Here is a 19,449-nt window from a genome sequence, read left to right as displayed (position 1 = left end):
GAGAGCGCATGACCGACATGTCCTATCTGGACGGCAACATGCTCGACGGGCCGATGCGCGAGCTCTTCGCGGTCGACCTGAGTTCCGCCATGGGCCGCTGCGACCACTGCGGCACGACCGGCCCGGTGGCCGGGCTGCACGTCTACTCGCACGCCCCCGGGCTCATCGGGCGCTGCCCGGCCTGCACCGGGGTGATGGTGCGCCTGGTGCGCGCCCCCGAGCGCGCCTGGCTGGACCTGCGTGGCACCACCTTCCTTCAGATCCCCCTGCCCCTCGACCAGCCCCACCCCCGCCCGCTCTGACGCGGCCACCCTCGGCCACCGGCGGCGCAGCCGGCTGACGAGCTGCCCGACGGTCACCGGCACCACCGACAGGACGAGCTGGCCGTTGCGCGGGTCGACGGTCGCGGCCACCCCGTACAGGCGGGCGCCGCGGCGCACCACCCGGGGGCGGCCGGCGGCGAGCCGGGGCGCCCGGACCGGGGCGCTGCCCCGGCCGTGGTCGCCGTCGAGCTCGGCCCGGACCGGGTGCCGCTGGCCGCTGGCCGCGCTGCCGGCGAGGAGCCGGTCGACCGGGAAGTCGGTCCGCACGGTCCGGCCGGTCGGGTCGGTGGCGTCCAGCAGGGTGGTGCCGTCGAGCGGGCCGGCCACCAGCCGGACCGGCCCCGCCTCCGCCGCGAACCGGGGGTACGGGCTGCGCGTGGTCACCGCGAGGGTGTGCGCGTCCGCCCAGCTCACCGTCACGGTGTCCAGGCGGGCCAGCCAGTCGGCGCGTACCTCGGTGACGTCGGTCCAGGCGGCCGGCGCCCCCGGGTAGCCGGCGTGCCAACGGCCGTGCGCGACCACCGTGGCCGGGACACCCCGCTCGGCGTCCTGGTCGATGACGGCCAGCAGTTCGTCGACGCCCCCGGCGGTCACCGCGCCGAGCCGCAGCCGGGCCTCGATGTCGAGCCGGTCGCGGAGCCCGTCGGTCACGTACCGCTCGACGAGCCGGCGTACCGCCGCGTGCACCCGCTCCTGCGCGGCGCGGTCCAGCCGGCGGAAGTCGTCGCCGACCAGGTTGGCCAGCTCCAGCCCGACGTGCCGGCGCAGCACCGCGTCCCGGCGCGGGCCGGCCGGGATGAGCCCGGCCACGAACGCGAACAGCCGCTCCACGCTGACCAGGCGCTTGTCGACCCGGCTGTGGTAGGTGATGTTGCGGGCGTCCAGGCGGCGCACCGCGTGGTAGTAGTCGTAGTCGGCGAGCACCGAGATCCGCCGGGCGTGGTAGCAGGCGGCCAGGGTGAACGGCTGGTCGCTGAGCACCGGCATGTCCTCGGGGAAGCGCAGCCCGAGCCGGTCCACGAGGTCCCGACGGAACAGCTTGGTGTTCGCCAGCGACCAGGGCAGCGCCGAGTCGAACAGGCTCACGTCGACCACGTTGCCGGCGGCGAAGACGTCGGAGAAGACGTGCCGGCCGTTGACCCCGACCACCTTGCCGAGCACCACGTCCGAGCCGTACCGGTCGGCGGCGGCGACCAGCCGCTCCAGGGCCTCCGGGCCGAGGTGGTCGTCGGAACCGAGGAAGAAGACGTACCGGCCGGTGGCCAGCTCCAGGCCCCGGTTGCAGGGGGCGGCCGGGCCGCCCGAGTTGGCCTGGTGGACCACCTTCACGGTGCCGGGGTGGCGGGCGGCGAACCGGTCCAGCAGCCGGCCGCTGCCGTCGGTGGAGCCGTCGTCCACCGCCACGATCTCCAGACGGTGCCGGCCGATGGTCTGGCGCAGCAGCGAGTCCAGGCAGGCCCGCAGGTAGGGGAGGGTGTTGTAGACCGGGATGACGACGCTCACGTCGGGGGTGGGCACCGGAGCGCTCCTCGTGGAGTCGGCGGGGCGGGCGGGTCCGCCTGGGGCGGGGGCGGGGCGTCGGGCAGCAGCCGCCGGTAGACCGCCTCCAGCACCTCGGCCTGCGCCGACCAGGTCCAGCCGGCGAGCAGGCCCGGCCGGTCGTACGCGGCGCGGTGCCGGGCGGGGTCGGCCAGCACGGCGGTCACCGCGCGGACCAGGTCGTCGACGTCGCCGGCGCGGAAGACCTCGCCCTGGCCGGTCTCCCGCACGGTGGCGGCCATGGTGCGCACGTCGCTGACCACCACGGGCAGCCGGGCGTGCGCGTACTCGAAGAACTTGGTGATCAGGGCGATCTCGTGGTTGGGCCAGCGGTGGATCGGGATCACCCCGACGTCGGCGCCGGACAGGAACGGCACCACCTGCCAGTGCGGCACGTACGGCAGCACGTGCAGCCGGTCGGCGGCGCCGAGCCGGGCGGCCCGGTCGGCGAGGCGCTCGACGTAGCGCAGCGCCGGGTTGACGACCAGCGCGAGGTGCACCCCGGGCAGCCGGGGCAGCGCCTCGACCAGGCTGTCCAGCCCGCGCTGCGGGGCCGCCGCGCCGCTGTAGACCAGCAGCGGCACGTCCGGGCCGATGCCGCACTCGGCCCGCAGGTCCGGCGGCGGCACGTCGTCGGCCGGGCGGCGGTCGTCGGCGGGGGCGTTGAGCAGCACGCCCGGCGCCTCGGCGAGCCCGTGCTCGCGGCGCAGCAGCTCGGCCAGGTCCGCCGAGACGGTGAGCACCGCGTCGGCGTACGGGGCGTACTCCCGCTCGTGGGCCCGGTGGGCGGGCAGCCAGCGCGCGTGGTCCCGCCACGGCTTGATCCCCGGCAGGAACTCGTGGGCGTCCCAGACCAGGGCGACCCGGCGGCCCTGGCCGCCCGCCCGGATCTTGGCGCGGGCGCCGACACCGAGCATCCGGAAGTCGTGCGCGTGGATCAGGTCCGGGCGCAGCCGGTCCACCTCGGGGCCGTAGGCCAGCTCGTAGTCCCACAGCCCCGGCTCCAGCCGCCGCCAGGCCCGGTCACCCAGCGCGAGCTGCCAGAACAGCGTGTACGCCCGGTCCCACGGGCCGCGGAACCGCCGGCCGTACCGGACCCGGTTCATCATCTTGCTGCGCAGCCACACCCAGCGGTCCAGCAGCCGGGCGGCGACCTCCCGCCGGCGCAGCGCGCGCCGGGCCCGGCGCAGCGGGCCGCCGGCCAGCTCACCGGCCGCGGCACGTCGCGTCACGAGACCGGACCGGACGGCCAGGTCGGCACGCCAGGCGCGAACCCACTGGGCGCGGTGCTCGGCGATGCCGCCCGACCGGTACGCCAGCGGCCAGCGCAACGAGCGGCGGAACTCGTGCCGGCGCCGGTGCAGCGGCTCCGGCACGGGCAGCAGCCGCACCTCGGCGGCCCCGAGCCGCCAGCTCCGTTCCGTGCCGTCCGGCGAGCGGCCGAGCAGCGTCACGTCCCACCCGGCCTCGGCGGCGGACCGGGCGATCTTCTGCACCCGGGAGTCGCCCTCGACCTTGTTGTCGACGAGCATGACGACCCGGCCGCGGGGCGCCGGTGTCGCCTCGTCGTGTGCCACTGCTGGTCCTCCGCTGGTCGGCCGGCCGTCCCGGCGCGACACCACGCTGGTGGAGGCATCCGTCGTCGGGGCTACGCCGACGTGACGGCAAGGTGACCGAGAGGAGGCGGTTGAGCGGTGACCCGCGACACGGGGGACGCCGGTGGGGAGACCGGACGGCCTCCCCACCGGCGGGGACGGATCAGCGGGCGGTGTCGCCCAGCCGGCGCCAGGCCAGCGCCGTGAGCACGGCCAGGGTCACGGCGGCCAGCCAGAACGGCGCCAGGAGGCTCCCGGTCGCCCGGGCCAGGACGCCGCCCGCGACGGTGCCCAGCGCCGCTCCGCCCAGGTCGGCCAGGGCGTAGACGCTGTTCACCCGGCCGCGTAGCCGGTCCGGCACGAGTCGCTGCCGCAGTGACACCACGAGCACTCCCCAGACCATGGCGTGTGCGCCCCACACGGCCAGCGCCGCGCCGGCGACCACCGGATGCCGGGTCCCGGCCAGGACGACCTGAAGCCCGACCTCGATCAGCAGCCCGGCCCGCAGCAGCGTGGGGGTGCGGAAGCGGGACCGCAACCGGGTGGCCAGCGCGCTGCCGGCCAGCCCGCCGACCGCCGAGGCGGTCAGCAGCAGGCCGTACCCGACCTCGGCGAGGCCGAGCCGCTGCCGGGCGTAGAGCACGAACGCGGCGAACGCGGCGCAGAACGCCACGTTCATGACGGCGATGCACCCGGCCAGGGTGCGCAGCACCGGCACGGCCCAGAGCGTGCGTACCCCTTCGGCCATGTCGGCCCGCAGCGACCGGCGCGCGCCCGGGGGCGCCGGCGGCGTCGCGGACGGAACGGGTCGCCAGCGCAGCAGCGCCAGCAGCAGCGCGGCCGTCCCGAAGGTGGCCGCGTCGAAGCCGAACGGCAGCGCGGCCGCACCCACGAAGAGGTACGCCCCGAGAGGCTTGGCCACGAACTGGTTGCCGATCACGAAGGTGGCGGAGAGCCGGCTGTTGGCCTGCTCCAGGCGGTCGGCGGGCACCACCGACGGCAGGAGCGCCCCGGCGGCGGTGTCGGCCAGGGTCTCGCCGACCCCGGTGAGGAAGAAGGCCAGGCAGACCAGTGGCACGGTGGCCGCCCCGGCGAGCACCGCGCCGGCCAGCGCGGCCAGCACCAGCGCCCGACCGAGGTTGACCGCGACGATCAGCCGGCGGCGGTCGAGCCGGTCCGCGAGCGCCCCGCTGACGAGGGACAGGAGCAGCCACGGCAGTTGCGGGGCGAGCGCCGCGGCGGCCACCGCCGCCGGATCCGGGGTGAGCGAGGCGACGAGCAGCGGCGCGGCCACCAGGGTGACGCCGTCGCCGAGGTTGGAGACCGCCGAGGCGATCCAGAGCCGGTGGAAGTCGGGGCCGAGTCGCCCGGCGGGAAGGGTGGCCGTCATGCCGGCCACCGGGCAGGGATGTGCGGTCCGGGCGCGGCGCGGCGCCCGGACGGGTCGTCCGGAAACACGAGGAACTCCCTCGGAAGCGATGTGGTGGCGTGCGGGCACGCCGGGATGTCGGGACCCGCGCGGGGCGGATCATCGGATCGCTTCGCGGCGAGGGGGTGGCGGTGTCGGGGCCGGTGGGCGGCGCCGGGTGGCGGCGTCGCCGGTCAGGTCAGGACACCGGGACGCCCAGCGGCGAAGCGGGAACCAGCACCGTGCCGAGTGGAGCAGTCCTCATGATCGACCTCCCGTCCTCGGGGGCCACGCTAGGGCACCCCGGCGCGGGGCGCGACCCCGGTTGGACAGCGGCCGGGCGGGTGACCGAGAGTGGATCACCGTGAGGTACCTGCGCAGCGACGGCCGCGTCGCGATCCGCCGCCCCCGCCCCGACGACGAGGCGGAGTTCGTGGCCGCCGCCCGGCGCAGCCACGACCTGCACCACCCGTGGCTCGCCGCGCCGAGCGACGCCGGGCAGTACGCCACCTACCTGCGCAAGATCCGGGGGCGGGGCAGCTCCGGGTACCTGCTCTGCGACCGGGCCACCGGCGAGATCGCCGGGTACGCGAACATCAGCGGCATCGTCATGGGCGCGCTGCGCGGCGGCTACCTCGGCTACGCCGCGTTCCTGCCGTACGCCGGCACCGGCCACGCCTCCGCCGGGGTCCGGCTGGTGATCGAGCACGCGTTCACCGCGCTCGGCCTGCACCGGCTGGAGGCGAACATCCAGCCCGGCAACGAGCCGTCGAAGCGGCTGGCCCAGCGGCTCGGATTCCGGCTGGAGGGCTTCTCACCGGACTACCTGTTCATCGACGGCGCCTGGCGGGACCACGAGCGCTGGGCCATCACCGCGCCGGAGCCGGGGCTGCGCTGACGGCGCGGTGGCGGCCGCCGAAAGGGCGACCGCCACCGGCGTCGTCGGACCTCAGCGGCCAGGCCCCCGATCCTGCGGGCGCTGGCCGGTCAGCCGTTGCCGCTTCGCCTCCTTCTGCTCGAAGCGCCGGCGCTGCCGGGGCGTGAGCTGCGGGCGGCCGCTCTGCTGCCGGTAGTGGGCCTCACGTCGGTCGGACGGCAGGATACTCATCCCGGGCTCCCCTCGGTCGTGATCGACTCTCGCGCTCCCACCACCCTCCGTCGCGTCCGGGTGAGGCATCCTCACCCGGTCCGGGTGGGGGCGCGGTCAGCTGCCCGGCTTCGGGAAGGCCACCGGGCTGCGGTGCCCCGTCCGGTCCACCGCCCGCACGCCGAAGAACACGTTGTCCTTGGACAGGTCGATGGTCACCTCGGTGACGTCGCCTACCGGCAGCACCTTCTGCCACTCGGGGGCGGTGGTCTCCCGCCACACCACCTCGTAGCCGGCGAGGTCCGGCTCGGTGCCGCGCTGCCAGCGCAGGGTGGTGTCGTTGGTCAGGTTCGTGGTGACGACGGTGACCCCCTTCGGGGTGCCGGGCGCCTGGGCGAGGGACCACAGCGTCGCGCCGTTCACCCGGGCCACCCGGGTGATGTAGTCGAAGTCGCAGAACTCCGGCAGGTCGCCGTACTGGACGCCGTCGACCACCCGGACGTCCTGGTGCTGGTGGGCGAAGTCCTCGTTCGGCTCGGTGAACCGCCCGGCCGGCCAGCCCTCCCGCAGGAACGAGATGTGGTCGCTGCCGCGCAGGTAGCGGTCCCGCCGGTAGATCACCCGGACCCGCATCCCGGTCGCGCCGTTGCACGCGACGTCGGACACGAACCGGGCGAGCTGCCGCGAGGGCGAGTCGTTCTCCCCGCCGACGGACTGCCGCACGCTCGCCTCGGCCGGCGTCTCGGCCGTCGGCACACCCTCGGCGAAGAGCCGGACCGAGCGCGGGTCACGGGTGCCGTCGTCGGCCGTGCTGCTCCCGACGATGTCGTTGCTGAACATGCCCTGGACGTCCACGCCGGCAGCCTTGAGCCGGCCGGCCAGGTACGCCGAGCCGTACAGCCCCTGTTCCTCGCCGGCCACGGCGGCGAGGACGATGGTCGCCTCGCTGCGCCGGGTGGCCAGCACCCGGGCCAGTTCCATGACCACCGCCACGCCGGATGAGTCGTCGTCGGCGCCCGGGGCGTCGCTGACCGCGTCCATCACGTCGGTGGCGCGGGAGTCGTAGTGGCCGGTGATCACGTAGACCCGGTCCGGCGCGGTGTCGCCGCGCAGGGTGGCCACCACGTTGGTGATGGTGGTGGCGGTCGGGATCCGGGAGGCCGGCTGCTGCACGTACGACTGGAGCTCGACGGTCATCCGGCCGCCGGAGGCGGCGGCGTACCCGGTGAGCTGGGCGTGGATCCAGTCGCGGGCGGCGCCGATGCCGCGTACCGGATCGTTCTGGTCGGAAAGGGTGTGCCGGGTGCCGAACGCGGCGAGCCGGCGGACGGTGGCCTCGATCCGGTCCCGGTCGATCTCGCGCAGCAGCGCGGCCAGCTCGCGGTCCGGCGGCTGCGGCCGGACCGGGTGGCCGGGGCCGGGCGGCGTGACGGCGTCGGTGGCGGCGGCCGGGGTGGCGGCCAGCGGGGCGGCCACGGTGGCGGCCGTGGCCGCGGCGGAGGCGGTGAGGAAGGTGCGCCGGGTGGGCCTCGTGGGCCGACCCCCGGCGGTCTCGTGGGTTCCCATCAGGGCATCCTCGCCCCGGATGGTGAGAGTTGTCCATATAGCCGGAGATGGATTCATCCGGAACGGGTGATGCCGCCCTCGCCCGCGCTCCTTCTACCGTGGGCGGCATGGCTGCCGTGCGTCCGACTCCGGCCGATCCGAGGCCCGACCTGGCCGCCGCCGCCGGGCCCGGCGACCAGCGAGCCGTCCCGCCCGAGCTCGGCCCCGAATCGCTCGCGGTGCTCAGCGGGCCCACCTTCATGTACTCCGACCCCGCCGGGGACGTGCCGCCGGGCAGCATCGGCGGGCTGGTCCACCTGGACACCCGGATGGTCAGCGGCTGGGTGCTGACCATCGACGGCTGCCGGTTCCCGGTGCTGCGCTCGGAGACCATCGACCACTACTCCGCGCAGTTCATGCTCACCAATCCCGAGCTGCGTGGCCTGCCGCCGGACAGCCTCACCGCGCGCCGGCTGCGCTACGTCGGCGAGGGGTTCCACGAGCGCATCGAACTCGTGTCGTTCTGCACGGAGTCGGTCCGGTTCGAGGTCAGGCTGGCCGTCGCCGCCGACTTCGCCGACCTGTTCGAGGTCAAGTCCGGGGTGCGGGACCGCTCCGCCGACATCGTCCGACGGCACGGCGTCGATGGCGCCGCACTCTTCTTCCGCTACGACCGGGACGGTTTCACGGCCACCACCGAGGTGCGTTCCAGCCTGCCGCCGGACCGGATCGAGGGCGACGATCTGGTCTGGCAGGTGGAACTGGACCCCCGTGAGGGCTGGCAGGTGGACCTGGAGGTGCCGCTGCCGCCGGGGCTGGGCGTGGTGGAGCCGGTGCGCGGCGACATCGCCGAGGTGTTGCACCGGCGGGCAGACGACCCGCTGCGTCGCTGGATGGAAACCCGCGCGATGCTGGACAGCGACAACCCGGTGCTGGAACGGGTCACCCGCCGGTCCCGCCACGACCTGGCCGCGCTGCGGCTGGACCTGGAGGTCAAGGGCCAGCGGGTCATGCTGCCCGGGGCCGGGCTGCCCTGGTTCCTCACGGTCTTCGGCCGGGACACCCTGATCACCGCGTACCAGACCCTGGTGGCCGGGCCGGGCCTGGCCCACGGGGCGCTGCTGGCGCTCGCCCGCCTCCAGGGCACCCGGTGCGACGACTTCACCGACGAGGAGCCCGGCCGCATCCTGCACGAGGTCCGCAGCGGCGAGCTGACCCGCACCGGCGCCAAGCCGTACACGCCGTACTACGGCACGGCGGACGCCACCCAGCTCTGGCTCATCCTGCTGTCGGAGTACTGGCGGTGGAGCCGCGACGACGAGACCGTCCGCCGCCTGCGCGAGCACGCGCTCGCCGCGCTGCGCTGGATCGACGAGTACGGGGACCGGGACGGCGACGGGTACGTCGAGTACGCGACCCGCTCGCCGGAAGGGCTGGGCAACCAGTGCTGGCGGGACTCGCCGGACGGCGTCTGCTTCTCCGACGGCCGGATCCCGGTGCTGCCGATCGCCACCTGTGAGATCCAGGGCTACACCTACGACGCGAAGCTGCGCCTGGCCGAGCTGGCCGACGGCCCGCTCGCGGACCCGGTGCTGGCCGCCCGGCTGCGGGCCGACGCGGGCGAGCTGTACGAGCGGTTCAACCGGGACTTCTGGCTCGACCGACGCGGCGGCTTCTACGCGGTCGGCCTGGACGGCGACAAGACCCCGATCGACTCGAAGACCTCCAACATGGGGCACCTGCTGTGGAGCGGCATCGTCCCGCCGGAGCGCGCCGAGGCGGTGGTGCGCCAACTGATGCACGACGACATGTTCTCGGGATGGGGGATCCGCACCCTCTCCCGGGACGAGCGCACCTACAACGCCCTCGGCTACCACCTGGGCACGGTCTGGCCGCACGACAACTCGATCGCGGCGCTCGGTCTGGTCCGCTACGGCTACCGGGACGAGGCCAACCGGATCGCCATGGCCCTGCTGGAGGTGGCCGAGCAGTTCGGCTACCGGCTGCCGGAGGCGCTCAGCGGGTACAGCCGGGACCGGACCATGTTCGCCGTGCCGTACCCGACCGCGTGCAGCCCGCAGGCCTGGGCGGCCGGCGCCCCGCTGGCCCTGGTCCGGGCCATGCTGGACATCAACCCGGTGGGCGGCCGGCTGGAACTCGACCCGGACGTGCCGCCCGAGCTGGGCCGGATCACCGCCGAGCGGGTCCGCGCCTTCGGCCGCTGCTGGGACGTCGAGGCGGTCGGCCGGACCGCATACGTCCGGCTCGCCCCCGACTGACGGCCACGTTTGTCGGGGTCCTCGACGGGAACGGCAGCGGGCATGACGAAACCTCGTGTGGTGATCGTGGGGGCCGGGTTCGCCGGATACCACGCGGCGAAGACGTTGAGCCGGCTGGCCGGCAAGCGGGCCGAGATCGTCCTGCTGAACACGACCGACTACTTCCTCTACCTGCCGCTGCTGCCCGAGGTCGCCGCCGGGGTGGTCGAGCCCACCCGGATCTCCGTGCCGCTCGCCGGCACGCTCGACGGCGTCCGCGTGGTCATCGGCGAGGCGGACCGGGTCGACCTGCAGAACCGCTGGGTCGGCTACCGCTCCGCCGAGGGGGACCACGGCCAGCTCGCGTACGACCGGCTGGTGCTCTGCGTCGGCAGCGTCAACAAGCTGCTGCCGATCCCCGGGGTGACCGAGTACGCGCACGGCTTCCGCGGCCTGCCCGAGGCGCTCTACCTGCACGACCACGTGATCCGCCAGCTCGAGCTGGCCGAGCTGGCCGAGGACCCGGTCGAGCAGCGGTCGCGGACCACGTTCGTGGTGGTCGGCGCGGGCTACACCGGCACCGAGGTGGCCGCGCACGGGCAGCTCTTCACCGACCGGATGATGGCCCAGCGGCCCCACCTCAAGGTGCGTCCCCGCTGGATGCTGCTGGACGTGGCCCCGCGCGTCCTGCCCGAGCTGGACCAGCGCCTGTCCGTCACCGCCGACCGGGTGCTGCGCCGGCGCGGCGTCGACGTGCGGATGGGCACCTCGGTCTCCGAGGCCACCCCGGACGGGGTGCTGCTCACCGACGGCGAGTACGTCCCGACGTGCAGCCTGGTCTGGTGCGTCGGGGTACGCCCGGACCCGTTCGTGGCCGAGCTGGGGCTGCGCACCGAGAAGGGGCGCCTGGTGACCGACGAGTACCTCAACGTCCCCGGTTACCCGGAGGTGTTCGCCTGCGGCGACGCGGCGGCCGTGCCCGACCCGACCCGTCCCGGGCAGATCTGCGCGATGACCGCCCAGCACGCACAGCGGCAGGGCAAGCTCGCCGCGCACAACATCGCCGCCTCCTACGGGCAGGGCAACCGGAAGCGGTACAAGCACCGCGACCTGGGCTGGGTGGTCGACCTGGGCGGCAAGGAGGCGGCGGCCAACCCGCTGCACGTGCCACTCGCCGGCCTGCCGGCCAAGGTGGTCACCCGCGGCTACCACCTGTACGCCATGCCCAGCAACCGGGCCCGGGTCGGCGCGGACTGGCTGCTCGACGCCACCCTGCCCCGGCCCGCCGTGCAGCTCGGCCTGGTCCCGGCACACGCCGTGCCGCTGGAGAGCGAGTCGCCCGAGGTGGTGTACCGACGCTGACCGGGTCCGCCCGTCTCATCCGCCGGCCGGCGGCGGGTTCCCGTCCCTGGGAGCCCGGCCGCCGGCCGGACGCCGGAGCGGCACGTCGGCGGCCGGGACGGGCAGCGCCTGCCGGCCGGTGCGGGCGAACTCGCGCAGCAGGACCTGCGCCATACCGGCCGCCGGGATGGCCAGCAGGGCGCCCACGAGTCCCGCCAGTTCGGCGGCGAGCAGCACGCTGACCAGCACGGTCAACGGGTTCAGCCGGACCGCGCGGGCCATGATGACCGGCTGGAGCAGGTGGTTCTCCACCTGCTGGTAGACCACGAAGAAGACCAGCACCACGACGCCGGCCGTGGGGGAGTGCAGGAACCCCGCCCCGGCCGCGACGATCGCCCCGAGGGTCGCCCCGACCAACGGGATCAGGTCGGCCAGCGCGACCACCAGGGCGATCACCCCGGCGAACGGGACCCCGAGGAGGAAGAGCACGCCGAAGGTCAGCCCGCCGCAGATCACGCTGATCAGCAGGTTGCCGCTGAGATAGCCGGTGATGATCCGGGAGGAGTCCCGGCCGATGCGCCGCAGCCGCTCCGCCGCACCGTCGCCGACGAGCTTGAGCGTGCCGGAGATGATCTTCGGGGCCTCCAGCACCATGAGGTAGGCCAGCACCACGACGGTGACCACCGCGGCGACGACCTGAAGCACGCCCCGCAGCACCCCGACCGCCGGCTCGCCGAGCCGGGAGCCGTAGCGCTGGATCTGTTCGGCGTGGGTGTCGGCGTACCGGCGCAGGTGGAAGCGGTTCAGCGCCTCGCCGACCGGGCCCCGCCCGGCCCGGGCCTCGTGGATGAGGTGCGGGGCCCGGTCGGCGAACCGGCCCAGCTCGTCGACCAGCGGCAACACGATCATCGCGCCCAGCGCGGCCAGCACCACGAAGGTGGCCAGGAAGACCAGCAGGGTGGCCAGCGCCCGGCGCCGGACCAGCCGCCGCTCCACCCGGTCCACCAGAGGCTTCAGGGCGACCGCGAAGAACGCCGCGACCAGGCCCCAGACAAGCACCCGCCGGGTCGCCCAGAGCAGCGCCAGCCCGACCAGCGTGGCCAGCACCAGACCGATCACGATGAGCGCCCGGCGGGCGGTGGACCGGTCATCGGCGTTGCTCATCCGGCGCGGCTACCCGCCCCCGACCCTGGGAAACCCGGCGCGGCACCCGCCCCCGACCCTCGGAGAACCCGCCGGCTCAGCCCTCGGCCAGGGTGGCGTCGGTGGCCGGGCGGGTGCCGGCGACGAACGCGTCGAGCGTCGCACCGTGCACCACCCCGCCGGGCACCGGGTCGCCGGCGGCGCGGGCGACGAGCCGGCGTACCGGCAGGCGGTCGGGCCGCGTCGCGGCGGCGAGCACCAGGTTGCCGTACCGCCGGCCGCGCAGCATCCGCCGGTCGGCGACCAGGCAGACGTCGGCGAAGACCGTCCGCAGCGTGGCCACCTGGGTCCGGGTGTGCGCCAGCGGCGGGAGGTCGGTGACGTTGACCAGGAAGACGCCGTCCGGGCCCAGCACCCGGGCCACCTCGGCGGCGAACTCGACGCTGGCCACGTGGCGGGGCATCCGGGCCGCCCGGTAGACGTCGGCCAGCACCAGGTCGTAGGCCCCGGCCGGCGCGGCGGTGACCGCGTCCCGGGCATCGCCGTTCTCCACGACCACCTCGGGCGGCACCGGCGGCAGGTCGCGGCGCACCAGTTCGACCACCGCGGGGTCGCGCTCGATCACCCGCTGCGGGGAGCCGGGACGGGTGGCGGCCAGCCAGCGCGGCAGGGTGAGTGCCCCGCCGCCCAGGTGCAGGGCAGCCAGCGGCCGGCCCGGTGGGGCGGCCAGGTCGACCACGGCGGCCATCCGCCGCACGTACTCGAAGTGCAGGTGGCGCGGGTCCGTGACGTCGACGTAGGACTGTTCGACCCCGGCGGCGAGCAACGTCCGGCCGGTGGGCCGGGCCGGGTCCACGACGATCTCCAGGGCCTCGGCGTCGCTCTCCACGGCGGGCAACGGTACCCGGCCCGCACCCGACGCCGCTCAGCCGGCGGCCATCCCGGCGCCGGCCTCGTCGATGGCGTCGTCGACCCGCCGGGCCAGGTCCACGTCCGCCGCCGTCACCCCGTCGACCTGCTGGGTACGCACGGTGAGCACGGCGCTGTCCTGGTCGGGCCGCCCGATCTGCGGGCCGCGCCCGGTCTCGCCCCGGAGCTGGTCGAGCCGGTCGAGCACCCGGTCCAGGTTGCCGGCCGGCAGCTCGATGGTGCGCACCAGGGACTGCCGGTCACTGGACCAGTACGGCAGCTGGGCGAGCGCGTCGCGCAGTTCCTGCTCGTCCAGCGGAGCGGCGGCGGACGTCGCGCCCACCAGGCCGCCGCCGGCCACCGGCGGCGCGAGCAGGTCCCGCAACCCGTCCGGTACGCGCAGCGACTCGACGAGGTCGCCGTCCGCGTCGGCCAGCGCGGCCAGTGTGGCCTGCGCCTGGTAACGGGCCTGCTCCGGGCTGAGGCGGCTGCGCCGGCCCACCTCGGCCAGGAAGCCGGGCAGGTCGCGCCGCTGCTGGATGCCGTCCACCGGCACCACGTCGTGCAGCTTCACCGGCACGGCCTCGAGCAGCCGTTCCCGCTCGGCCTCGTCGAGCGCCCACGCCAGCGCGAGCACGGTCGCCTCGGCCGCCACCTTGGCCGTGGAGAAGTCCACCCCGGCCCGCCGGCTCACGTCGTCGACGAGATCCCGGTAGCCCATGGTCGTCACCCGGGCCGGCCGCTCGTCGGGCAGCGGGCGCGGGCGCTCCGCCACGGCCGCCGGCGGCGGCGCGGGACCGCCGCGCGTGGTATCCGGCTTGTGCCGGCCGGCCGGCGGCGGGCCAGACCGTTCGCGCTGGTCCAGCGAGGTGATCTGCTTGGACGCGCTCAGGCTGGCGCCGGTCTGGCTGGGCCGCAGACCGCGTTCCCGGGCGTCCCGGGCCAGGGCCCGGCGGCGCTGGTTGTCGCCCTCCATCTGCTTGCGCATCGTCGCACCTCGTTCCTGGTCGGTTGCGCTTGCGCCGGTCGCGTTCCCGGCGCCGCTGGGAAGGAAACGGGCGCTGCCGGTCCGGCCAGCTTCACTCGCTGCGGGTGAGGACCGGTCACCCGGCGGGGCCGCACCATCGGGGTGGACCGGAAGAACTTCCGACGCACGCGGAAGGGCAGGTCGTCATGAAACGGATCGTGGAGATCGTCCCCGCCCGGCCCGGCTGGTACGCGCGGTGGCAGGTCGACCCGGAGGGCACCCGCTGCTATCCGGTGACCCTCTGGGCGCTGCTGGAGGAGAGCGACGGCAGCGGACGCGAGGTCGTCGGCGTCGACTGTGTGGGGCAGTGGCCGGGAGCGGACGACAACGAGGTGGGTGGGGAGTTCGTCCGTTACCTGTTCCAGACGCCCGATTCCGGCGCGCCCGAGGACGCGGCCTCGCCCACGGTGGGGGAGCTGCGCGAATCCGGCCCTCGACTGCAGGCCATCCCGGCCGCCTGAGCCACCCTCCCCGGCCCCCGGCCCCTGGTCCCAGGGTCGGGGGCCACCCCCCGTCCGGCGGCGGTCAGCCGACCTGGCGGGTGTCCCCGGTCGCCGCGGACGGCGGGATGGCCAGCAGCTCGGTCAGCCCGGTGCGGTCCAGCAGCTGGCGTACCGGCGGGTTCAGGGAGTCCAGCCGCACCGTGCCGGCGCCGGACCGGTGGATGACCACCAGCGCGCTGAGGCCCGAGGAGTCGCAGAGCGTCACCCCGGCGAAGTCGAGCAGCAAGTCCTGGTAGCCGTCGCGGCGCAGCTCGGCGGCGGCGGCGACGAGGTCGGGCGCGCTGTCGAAGTCGAGCTCACCGGTCAGCCGAAGCCGGGCACGTCCGGCGGCGAGCCGGTCCACCTCGATGGTCAACAGCTGGGAGGGCATGTCGCCATGTTCCCAGGTGGGGATGATCGGGAAACCCCGGGGGTGCTCACGCGAAGGCGGCCGAGTCCGTCGCGGGCCGGCCGGACCGGCCCTCCGGCCGCGGCCGCGACAGCAGGCCGGTGACCCCCGTCATGTCGAGGATGGTGGTCAGGAAGCGGGGCGGCTCCCGGAGCAGGATCGCGGTGCCACCCCGCTGGCCCTCCCGCCAGGCGTGCACGATCACCGACAGGCCGGTGCTGTCGATGAAGAGCAGGTCGCCGAAGTCCAGCACGAGCGTCGCGGGGTGCTCGGCCAGCAGCCGGTCGACCTCGGCGCGCAGCGGGGCGGCCGTGGTGAAGGCCAGGTCACCGCCGACCTTGACGACCGGGGCCGCGGGGTCGGACCGGTCCAGGGAGATGGTCAGCGGCGTCGCCTCGGGCGTGTTCCGTCGGGGTGCCACCATCACGCCTTTCCGCGGCTCCCGCTCGGGGCCGGTCGTCAGGGATCGTAACCACCCCGGACCGGCCCCGCTGGATGGCGCGTCCGCAGGCCGGGGCGCAGGCCGTGGGGTGGCGGTCCCGGCACACCGGCGTAGGGTGGGGTGGAGAGATCTGACCATACGCGCCGTCTCCGGCGCGCCGCGGGGTATCGAGAAGGAGTGGGGCTCAACTGGTGACTGCTGCCGACGTCAGGGGTGCTGACCCGGGCGACGGAAGGGTCTCCAGGCCGGGCGCCGGAAGGGCTCGCCCGAGGTCCACCGCCGCGGCGGCCCTGCCGCCCCTGGCCCCGGACCGCGGCCTGCCGACCCCCGACTGGTCGGAGGTGGTGGAGCACTTCCGCGAGGGTCTCATCGTCTGCGACGCCGACGGCGTGGTGCGGCACCTCAGCCCGGTCGCCGAGCGGCTGGTCCCCGAGGTGGTGGCCGGCGAGGTGCTCGCCGCGGCCGGGGTGCCCGCGCTGCTCGGCGCCGATCCGGGCGAGTTCACCCATCACGGGCGCCGCCTGCGGCTGCGGCGGGTCCCGCTCTCGGCCGCCCGCCGCTGCTGGTACGTCGAGGACGTCACCGAGAGCGTCAGCCGGGCCGACGCGTTGCTCGCCGAGCGGGCCCGCTCGGCGTTCCTCGCCGTGGTCGGCGAGAAGCTCGGCAACCCCCTGCACCCCGACCGCGCCGCCGCGGCGGTGGTCCGGCTGGCCGTGCCGACCGTGGCCGACGTCGCCGTGCTGGTGCTGGCCCCGCGCTCCGGCCGGGTCCGCTGGTGGCGGGCCGTACGGGCGGACGACGAGGCGCCCGCCGTGGACAGCGGCATGCTCGCCGCCACGGCGCTGCCGTCGGCGATCGCGGAGGGCCTCGACGGCGCCGAGCCGCACGCCCTGGACTGGCTGGTCGAACAGGCCGTCGAGGCCGGCTGGCTGCCGGGGCTCGACGCGGCCGGAGCCACCGCGCGGGTGGTGCCGCTGCCCGGTCGGGAGACCCCGGCCGGCGTGCTGCTCGTGGCCCGCCGGGCCGGCCGCTGGTACGACGATGCCGACCTGGACCTGGTCCGCGCCTTCGCGGCCCGCGCCGGCGCCGCGCTGACCACCGCCGTGCTCTACCGCGACCAGGCCGAGGTCGCCGACACCCTCCAGGCCAGCCTGCTGCCCGTCGAGCCGGCGGCGGCCACCGGCGTGCAGTGGGGCACCGCGTACCGGCCGGCGCAGGCCGGGCTGCGGATCGGCGGTGACTTCTACGGCTCCCACCGGCTCGTCGACGGCGGTTCGGTCTTCTTCCTCGGCGACGTCTCCGGCAAGGGCGTCGAGGCGGCGGTGTTCACCGGCCAGCTCCGGCAGTGCCTGCACGCGCTGCACCGCGTCGAGTCGCAGCCGGGACGGCTGCTGAAGCTGCTCAACGACGCGCTGCTGGAGACCACCCAGGCGCACGGGCAGGGCCGGTTCGCCACCATGGTGCTGGGCGTGGTCCGCCCGCACCGCGACGGCAGCCTCACCCTGACGATGGCCGGCGGCGGCCACCTCCCGCCGCTGGTGCTGCGGGCCTCCGGCGAGGTCGAGGTGGTGCCGCTGAGCGGGATGCTGATCGGCGTGGTGCCGGATCCCCGGATCGGCGAGGCGACCGTGCACCTGGCGCCGGGCGAGACCTGCCTGCTCTACAGCGACGGGGTGACCGAGGCGCGGGGCGGCCGGCGCGGCGACGAGCAGTTCGGCGCCGAGCGGCTGCTCCACGCGGTGACGGGCTGCCACCGGATGCCCGCCCCGGCGCTGGCCGAGCGGATCGAGCAGGTGACCTGCGACTGGCTCGGCCACGGCGACCACGACGACATCGCGGTGCTCGCGCTGCGGGCCACCGGCCCGGGCCGACCGGGCCGCCACCTGCACGCGGTGCACGGTCCGACCGGTGCCGACCGACCGAGGGAGACCACTCCGTGACCGCGACGACCACCGAGGCCGACCCGGCTCACGTCTTCCCCGGCTACCTGGAGTTCCTCGCGGAGGCCGATGAGCACGGCGCCGTCGAGGTGGCCGTCGGGCTGCTGGAGTCCGGCGTGCCGGCCGAGCGGGTGCTGCTGGACCTGGTCGCCCCCGCGCAGGCCGAGGTGGGGGAGCGGTGGGCGCGTGACGAGTGGAGCGTGGCCCAGGAGCACGCCGCCACCCACATCAGCGAGCGGGTGGTGGCCGCCGTCGCCGCGTACGCCGATCCCCGCCCGACCCGGGGCCGGATCGTGGTGGCCTGCATGGACGGTGAGTGGCACGCGCTGCCGGCCCGGCTGGTGGCCGAGGTGCTGCGGCTGCGCGGCTGGCAGGTGACCTTCCTCGGGGCCAGCGTGCCCGCCGCGCACCTGGTCTCCTACCTGCACCGCTACGACGCGCACGCGGTCGCCCTGGCCTGCGCGCTCCCGATGCGGCTGCCGCACGCCCACCGGATGATCGAGGCGTGCCGCCGCTCGGACGTGCCGGTGGTGGTGGGCGGGCGCGGCTTCGGCGACGACGGCCGCTGGGCCCGGGTGCTCGGGGTGGCCTGGGCGCCGGACGCGCCTATTGCGGCCGACCTGCTCGCCGACGAGCGGGCGCTGCGCTCGGTGCCGCCGGCCCGGCTCGACCACCTGGCCGACGACGAGTACGCGAGCCTCACGAAGCGCCGCGGCGAGCTGATCGACAGCGCTCTGGCCGACCTGCGGGAGCGGGTGCCGGGGGTGCGCGACTACACCCCGACACAGCTCGACTCGACCGTCAGCGACCTCGGCTACATCGTCGACTTCCTCGCCGCCGCCCTCTACGTCGACGACGAGTCGCTCTTCGGCGAGTTCGTCGAGTGGCTGGTGGCGATCCTGGTCAGCCGCCGGGTCCCGGCGAGCGCGGTGGGGCTCACCCTCGACCACTATGGACAGCGGCTGCGCGACTTCCCCCGCGCCGGCCGCTTCCTCGACCGGGCTCGCGCCCTGGTCAGCGGGCTGCCGGCCGCCCCGGCACGGTGACCGCCGAGGTGCGGGGAACCCTGCGTATACTTGCTGCACTGCAAGGGTTGGCCTGCGGTGGGAGCGAGGGGGGCCACGGTGACGTTCACGGTCACACACGCCCGGCTGGACGGCGGCCGGGCCCGCCTCCGGCTCGCGGGTGAGCTCGACCTGGGCACCGCGCCGGAGCTCACCGCCGCCATCGACCGGCTGGCCGCCGAGGGGCACCGTGAGCTGCTGCTGGACCTCACCGAGCTGACCTTCTGCGACTCCACCGGCATCGCCGCGTTCGTCCGCGGTGACAACCTCGCGGCCGCCGCGGGCGGGTGGTTGCGGCTCACCGGGGCGACCGGGCGGGTGGCCCGGGTGCTCCGGATGACCGGGCTGGACGACGTGCTGCGCTACGAGGCGGACAGGGCCGACCCGGCCACGCCGGCCGCCTCCTGATCGGATAGATTTCCCCGCCGGTGGTCGACCTCGCCGTCGGCGCCTCCACCTCCGAGACGAAGCAGGTTTTCCCATGGGTCATGGCACCCCCAGCCCCGTTCGTATCCTGGTGGTGGACGACGATCCGGGTGACGTCCTGATGATCGAGGAGGCGCTCGAGGACTCGGACGTCGAGAAGGTCATCGACGTGGTCAACGACGGCCAGGAGGCGATGGAGTTCCTCCGCCGCGAGGGCCGGCACACCGAGGCCCGTCGGCCCGACGTCATCCTGCTCGACCTGAACATGCCGCGCATGGACGGGCGTCAGGTGCTCGGCGAGGTGAAGCGGGACGAGAACCTGTGCACCATCCCGATCGTCGTGCTGACCACCTCCAACGCCGACACCGACATCCTCGGCAGCTACACCCTCCAGGCCAACGCGTACGTGACGAAGCCGATCGACCTGGACGACTTCAACGACGTGGTGCGCCGCATCGACGAGTTCTTCGGCCGGGTGGTCGTGCTTCCCAAGCACCCCTGACCACCTTCG

General features: G+C 75.1%; 18 protein-coding genes and 1 pseudogene. 9 read left to right on the top strand and 10 right to left on the bottom strand.

Going from position 1 to position 19,449, the window contains the following annotated elements; genetic code table 11:
* Positions 1-8: 8 nt before the first annotated feature.
* Positions 9-302, top strand: a complete 294-nt coding sequence (locus NLX85_RS32785; RefSeq protein ID WP_254341764.1) for a DUF6510 family protein — start codon at positions 9-11, stop codon at positions 300-302.
* Positions 303-314: 12 nt separating this feature from the next.
* Here NLX85_RS32785 and NLX85_RS32780 read toward each other — a convergent pair.
* The 3 genes and pseudogenes from NLX85_RS32780 to NLX85_RS32770 all read right to left on the bottom strand — a co-directional run.
* A pseudogene (locus NLX85_RS32780) lies at positions 315-1,841 on the bottom strand (glycosyltransferase family 2 protein); the annotation flags it as partial.
* A complete protein-coding gene (locus NLX85_RS32775; protein WP_254341762.1) occupies positions 1,823-3,394 on the bottom strand; it encodes a glycosyltransferase family 4 protein in 1,572 nt (523 codons plus the stop codon). The pseudogene NLX85_RS32780 and the gene NLX85_RS32775, both read right to left, overlap by 19 nt.
* A 226-nt stretch (positions 3,395-3,620) precedes the next feature.
* A complete protein-coding gene (locus NLX85_RS32770) occupies positions 3,621-4,847 on the bottom strand; it encodes an MFS transporter (RefSeq protein ID WP_254341740.1) in 1,227 nt (408 codons plus the stop codon).
* A 382-nt stretch (positions 4,848-5,229) separates the two neighbouring features.
* On the opposite strand from NLX85_RS32770, the gene NLX85_RS32765 reads away from it, so the two are divergent.
* Positions 5,230-5,763: a GNAT family N-acetyltransferase gene (locus tag NLX85_RS32765; RefSeq protein WP_254341739.1), complete on the top strand. Its 534-nt coding sequence runs from the start codon at positions 5,230-5,232 to the stop codon at positions 5,761-5,763.
* Between the two features lie 51 nt (positions 5,764-5,814).
* Here the strand turns inward: NLX85_RS32765 and NLX85_RS32760 are convergent, their stop codons facing one another.
* The gene (locus NLX85_RS32760; RefSeq protein WP_254341738.1) at positions 5,815-5,973 is read right to left on the bottom strand and encodes a hypothetical protein; all 159 of its coding nucleotides are present in this window, start codon (positions 5,971-5,973) and stop codon (positions 5,815-5,817) included.
* 96 nt (positions 5,974-6,069) lie between these two features.
* Entirely contained in the window at positions 6,070-7,518 is a 1,449-nt protein-coding gene (locus tag NLX85_RS32755; RefSeq protein WP_254341737.1) for a M20/M25/M40 family metallo-hydrolase, read from the bottom strand.
* A gap of 107 nt (positions 7,519-7,625) precedes the next feature.
* On the opposite strand from NLX85_RS32755, the gene NLX85_RS32750 reads away from it, so the two are divergent.
* Together NLX85_RS32750 and NLX85_RS32745 are read left to right on the top strand one after the other, a co-directional pair.
* Positions 7,626-9,776 carry a glycogen debranching N-terminal domain-containing protein gene (locus tag NLX85_RS32750; protein WP_254341736.1) on the top strand — a complete coding sequence of 717 codons (2,151 nt, stop codon included), beginning with the start codon at positions 7,626-7,628 and terminating at the stop codon, positions 9,774-9,776.
* Positions 9,777-9,818: 42 nt separating this feature from the next.
* Positions 9,819-11,117 (top strand): NAD(P)/FAD-dependent oxidoreductase, encoded by a 1,299-nt coding sequence (locus tag NLX85_RS32745; protein ID WP_254341735.1) that lies wholly within the window; start codon positions 9,819-9,821, stop codon positions 11,115-11,117.
* Positions 11,118-11,132: 15 nt separating this feature from the next.
* Here NLX85_RS32745 and NLX85_RS32740 read toward each other — a convergent pair whose 3' ends face one another.
* The 3 genes from NLX85_RS32740 to NLX85_RS32730 all read right to left on the bottom strand — a co-directional run bounded on the left by NLX85_RS32740 (position 11,133) and on the right by NLX85_RS32730 (position 14,136).
* On the bottom strand, positions 11,133-12,260 hold the full coding sequence (locus tag NLX85_RS32740) for an AI-2E family transporter (protein ID WP_254341734.1): 1,128 nt from the start codon (positions 12,258-12,260) through the stop codon (positions 11,133-11,135).
* A 76-nt stretch (positions 12,261-12,336) separates the two neighbouring features.
* The gene (locus tag NLX85_RS32735; protein WP_254341733.1) at positions 12,337-13,128 is read right to left on the bottom strand and encodes a spermidine synthase; all 792 of its coding nucleotides are present in this window, start codon (positions 13,126-13,128) and stop codon (positions 12,337-12,339) included.
* Between the two features lie 36 nt (positions 13,129-13,164).
* Entirely contained in the window at positions 13,165-14,136 is a 972-nt protein-coding gene (locus NLX85_RS32730) for a DUF2267 domain-containing protein (protein WP_254341731.1), read from the bottom strand.
* A 185-nt stretch (positions 14,137-14,321) separates the two neighbouring features.
* Between NLX85_RS32730 and NLX85_RS32725 the strand changes: the two genes are divergently transcribed.
* Positions 14,322-14,636 carry a hypothetical protein gene (locus NLX85_RS32725; RefSeq protein WP_091309108.1) on the top strand — a complete coding sequence of 105 codons (315 nt, stop codon included), beginning with the start codon at positions 14,322-14,324 and terminating at the stop codon, positions 14,634-14,636.
* A gap of 64 nt (positions 14,637-14,700) precedes the next feature.
* On the opposite strand, the gene NLX85_RS32720 is transcribed toward NLX85_RS32725, so the two are convergent.
* Both NLX85_RS32720 and NLX85_RS32715 read right to left on the bottom strand, forming a co-directional pair.
* Positions 14,701-15,048: an STAS domain-containing protein gene (locus NLX85_RS32720; RefSeq protein WP_254341729.1), complete on the bottom strand. Its 348-nt coding sequence runs from the start codon at positions 15,046-15,048 to the stop codon at positions 14,701-14,703.
* Between the two features lie 46 nt (positions 15,049-15,094).
* Positions 15,095-15,490: an STAS domain-containing protein gene (locus NLX85_RS32715; protein WP_254341728.1), complete on the bottom strand. Its 396-nt coding sequence runs from the start codon at positions 15,488-15,490 to the stop codon at positions 15,095-15,097.
* 209 nt (positions 15,491-15,699) lie between these two features.
* On the opposite strand from NLX85_RS32715, the gene NLX85_RS32710 reads away from it, so the two are divergent.
* The 4 genes from NLX85_RS32710 to NLX85_RS32695 all read left to right on the top strand — a co-directional run bounded on the left by NLX85_RS32710 (position 15,700) and on the right by NLX85_RS32695 (position 19,440).
* Entirely contained in the window at positions 15,700-17,448 is a 1,749-nt protein-coding gene (locus NLX85_RS32710) for a PP2C family protein-serine/threonine phosphatase (protein WP_254341727.1), read from the top strand.
* The gene (locus tag NLX85_RS32705) at positions 17,445-18,494 is read left to right on the top strand and encodes a B12-binding domain-containing protein (protein ID WP_254341726.1); all 1,050 of its coding nucleotides are present in this window, start codon (positions 17,445-17,447) and stop codon (positions 18,492-18,494) included. The genes NLX85_RS32710 and NLX85_RS32705 overlap by 4 nt, the downstream gene beginning before the upstream one ends.
* A gap of 78 nt (positions 18,495-18,572) precedes the next feature.
* Positions 18,573-18,920, top strand: coding sequence for an STAS domain-containing protein (locus NLX85_RS32700; RefSeq protein ID WP_254341725.1), 348 nt, complete (start codon positions 18,573-18,575; stop codon positions 18,918-18,920).
* Between the two features lie 73 nt (positions 18,921-18,993).
* Positions 18,994-19,440, top strand: a complete 447-nt coding sequence (locus NLX85_RS32695; RefSeq protein ID WP_254341724.1) for a response regulator — start codon at positions 18,994-18,996, stop codon at positions 19,438-19,440.
* Positions 19,441-19,449: the final 9 nt, after the last annotated feature.

The sequence above is a fragment of the Micromonospora sp. A3M-1-15 genome, from assembly GCF_024213425.1.
GTDB classification, from domain to species: Bacteria; Actinomycetota; Actinomycetes; order Mycobacteriales; family Micromonosporaceae; genus Micromonospora; species Micromonospora chersina.
Note: the sequence above shows the minus strand (reverse complement) of the source record. Positions and strands in the feature narration are given on the sequence as shown.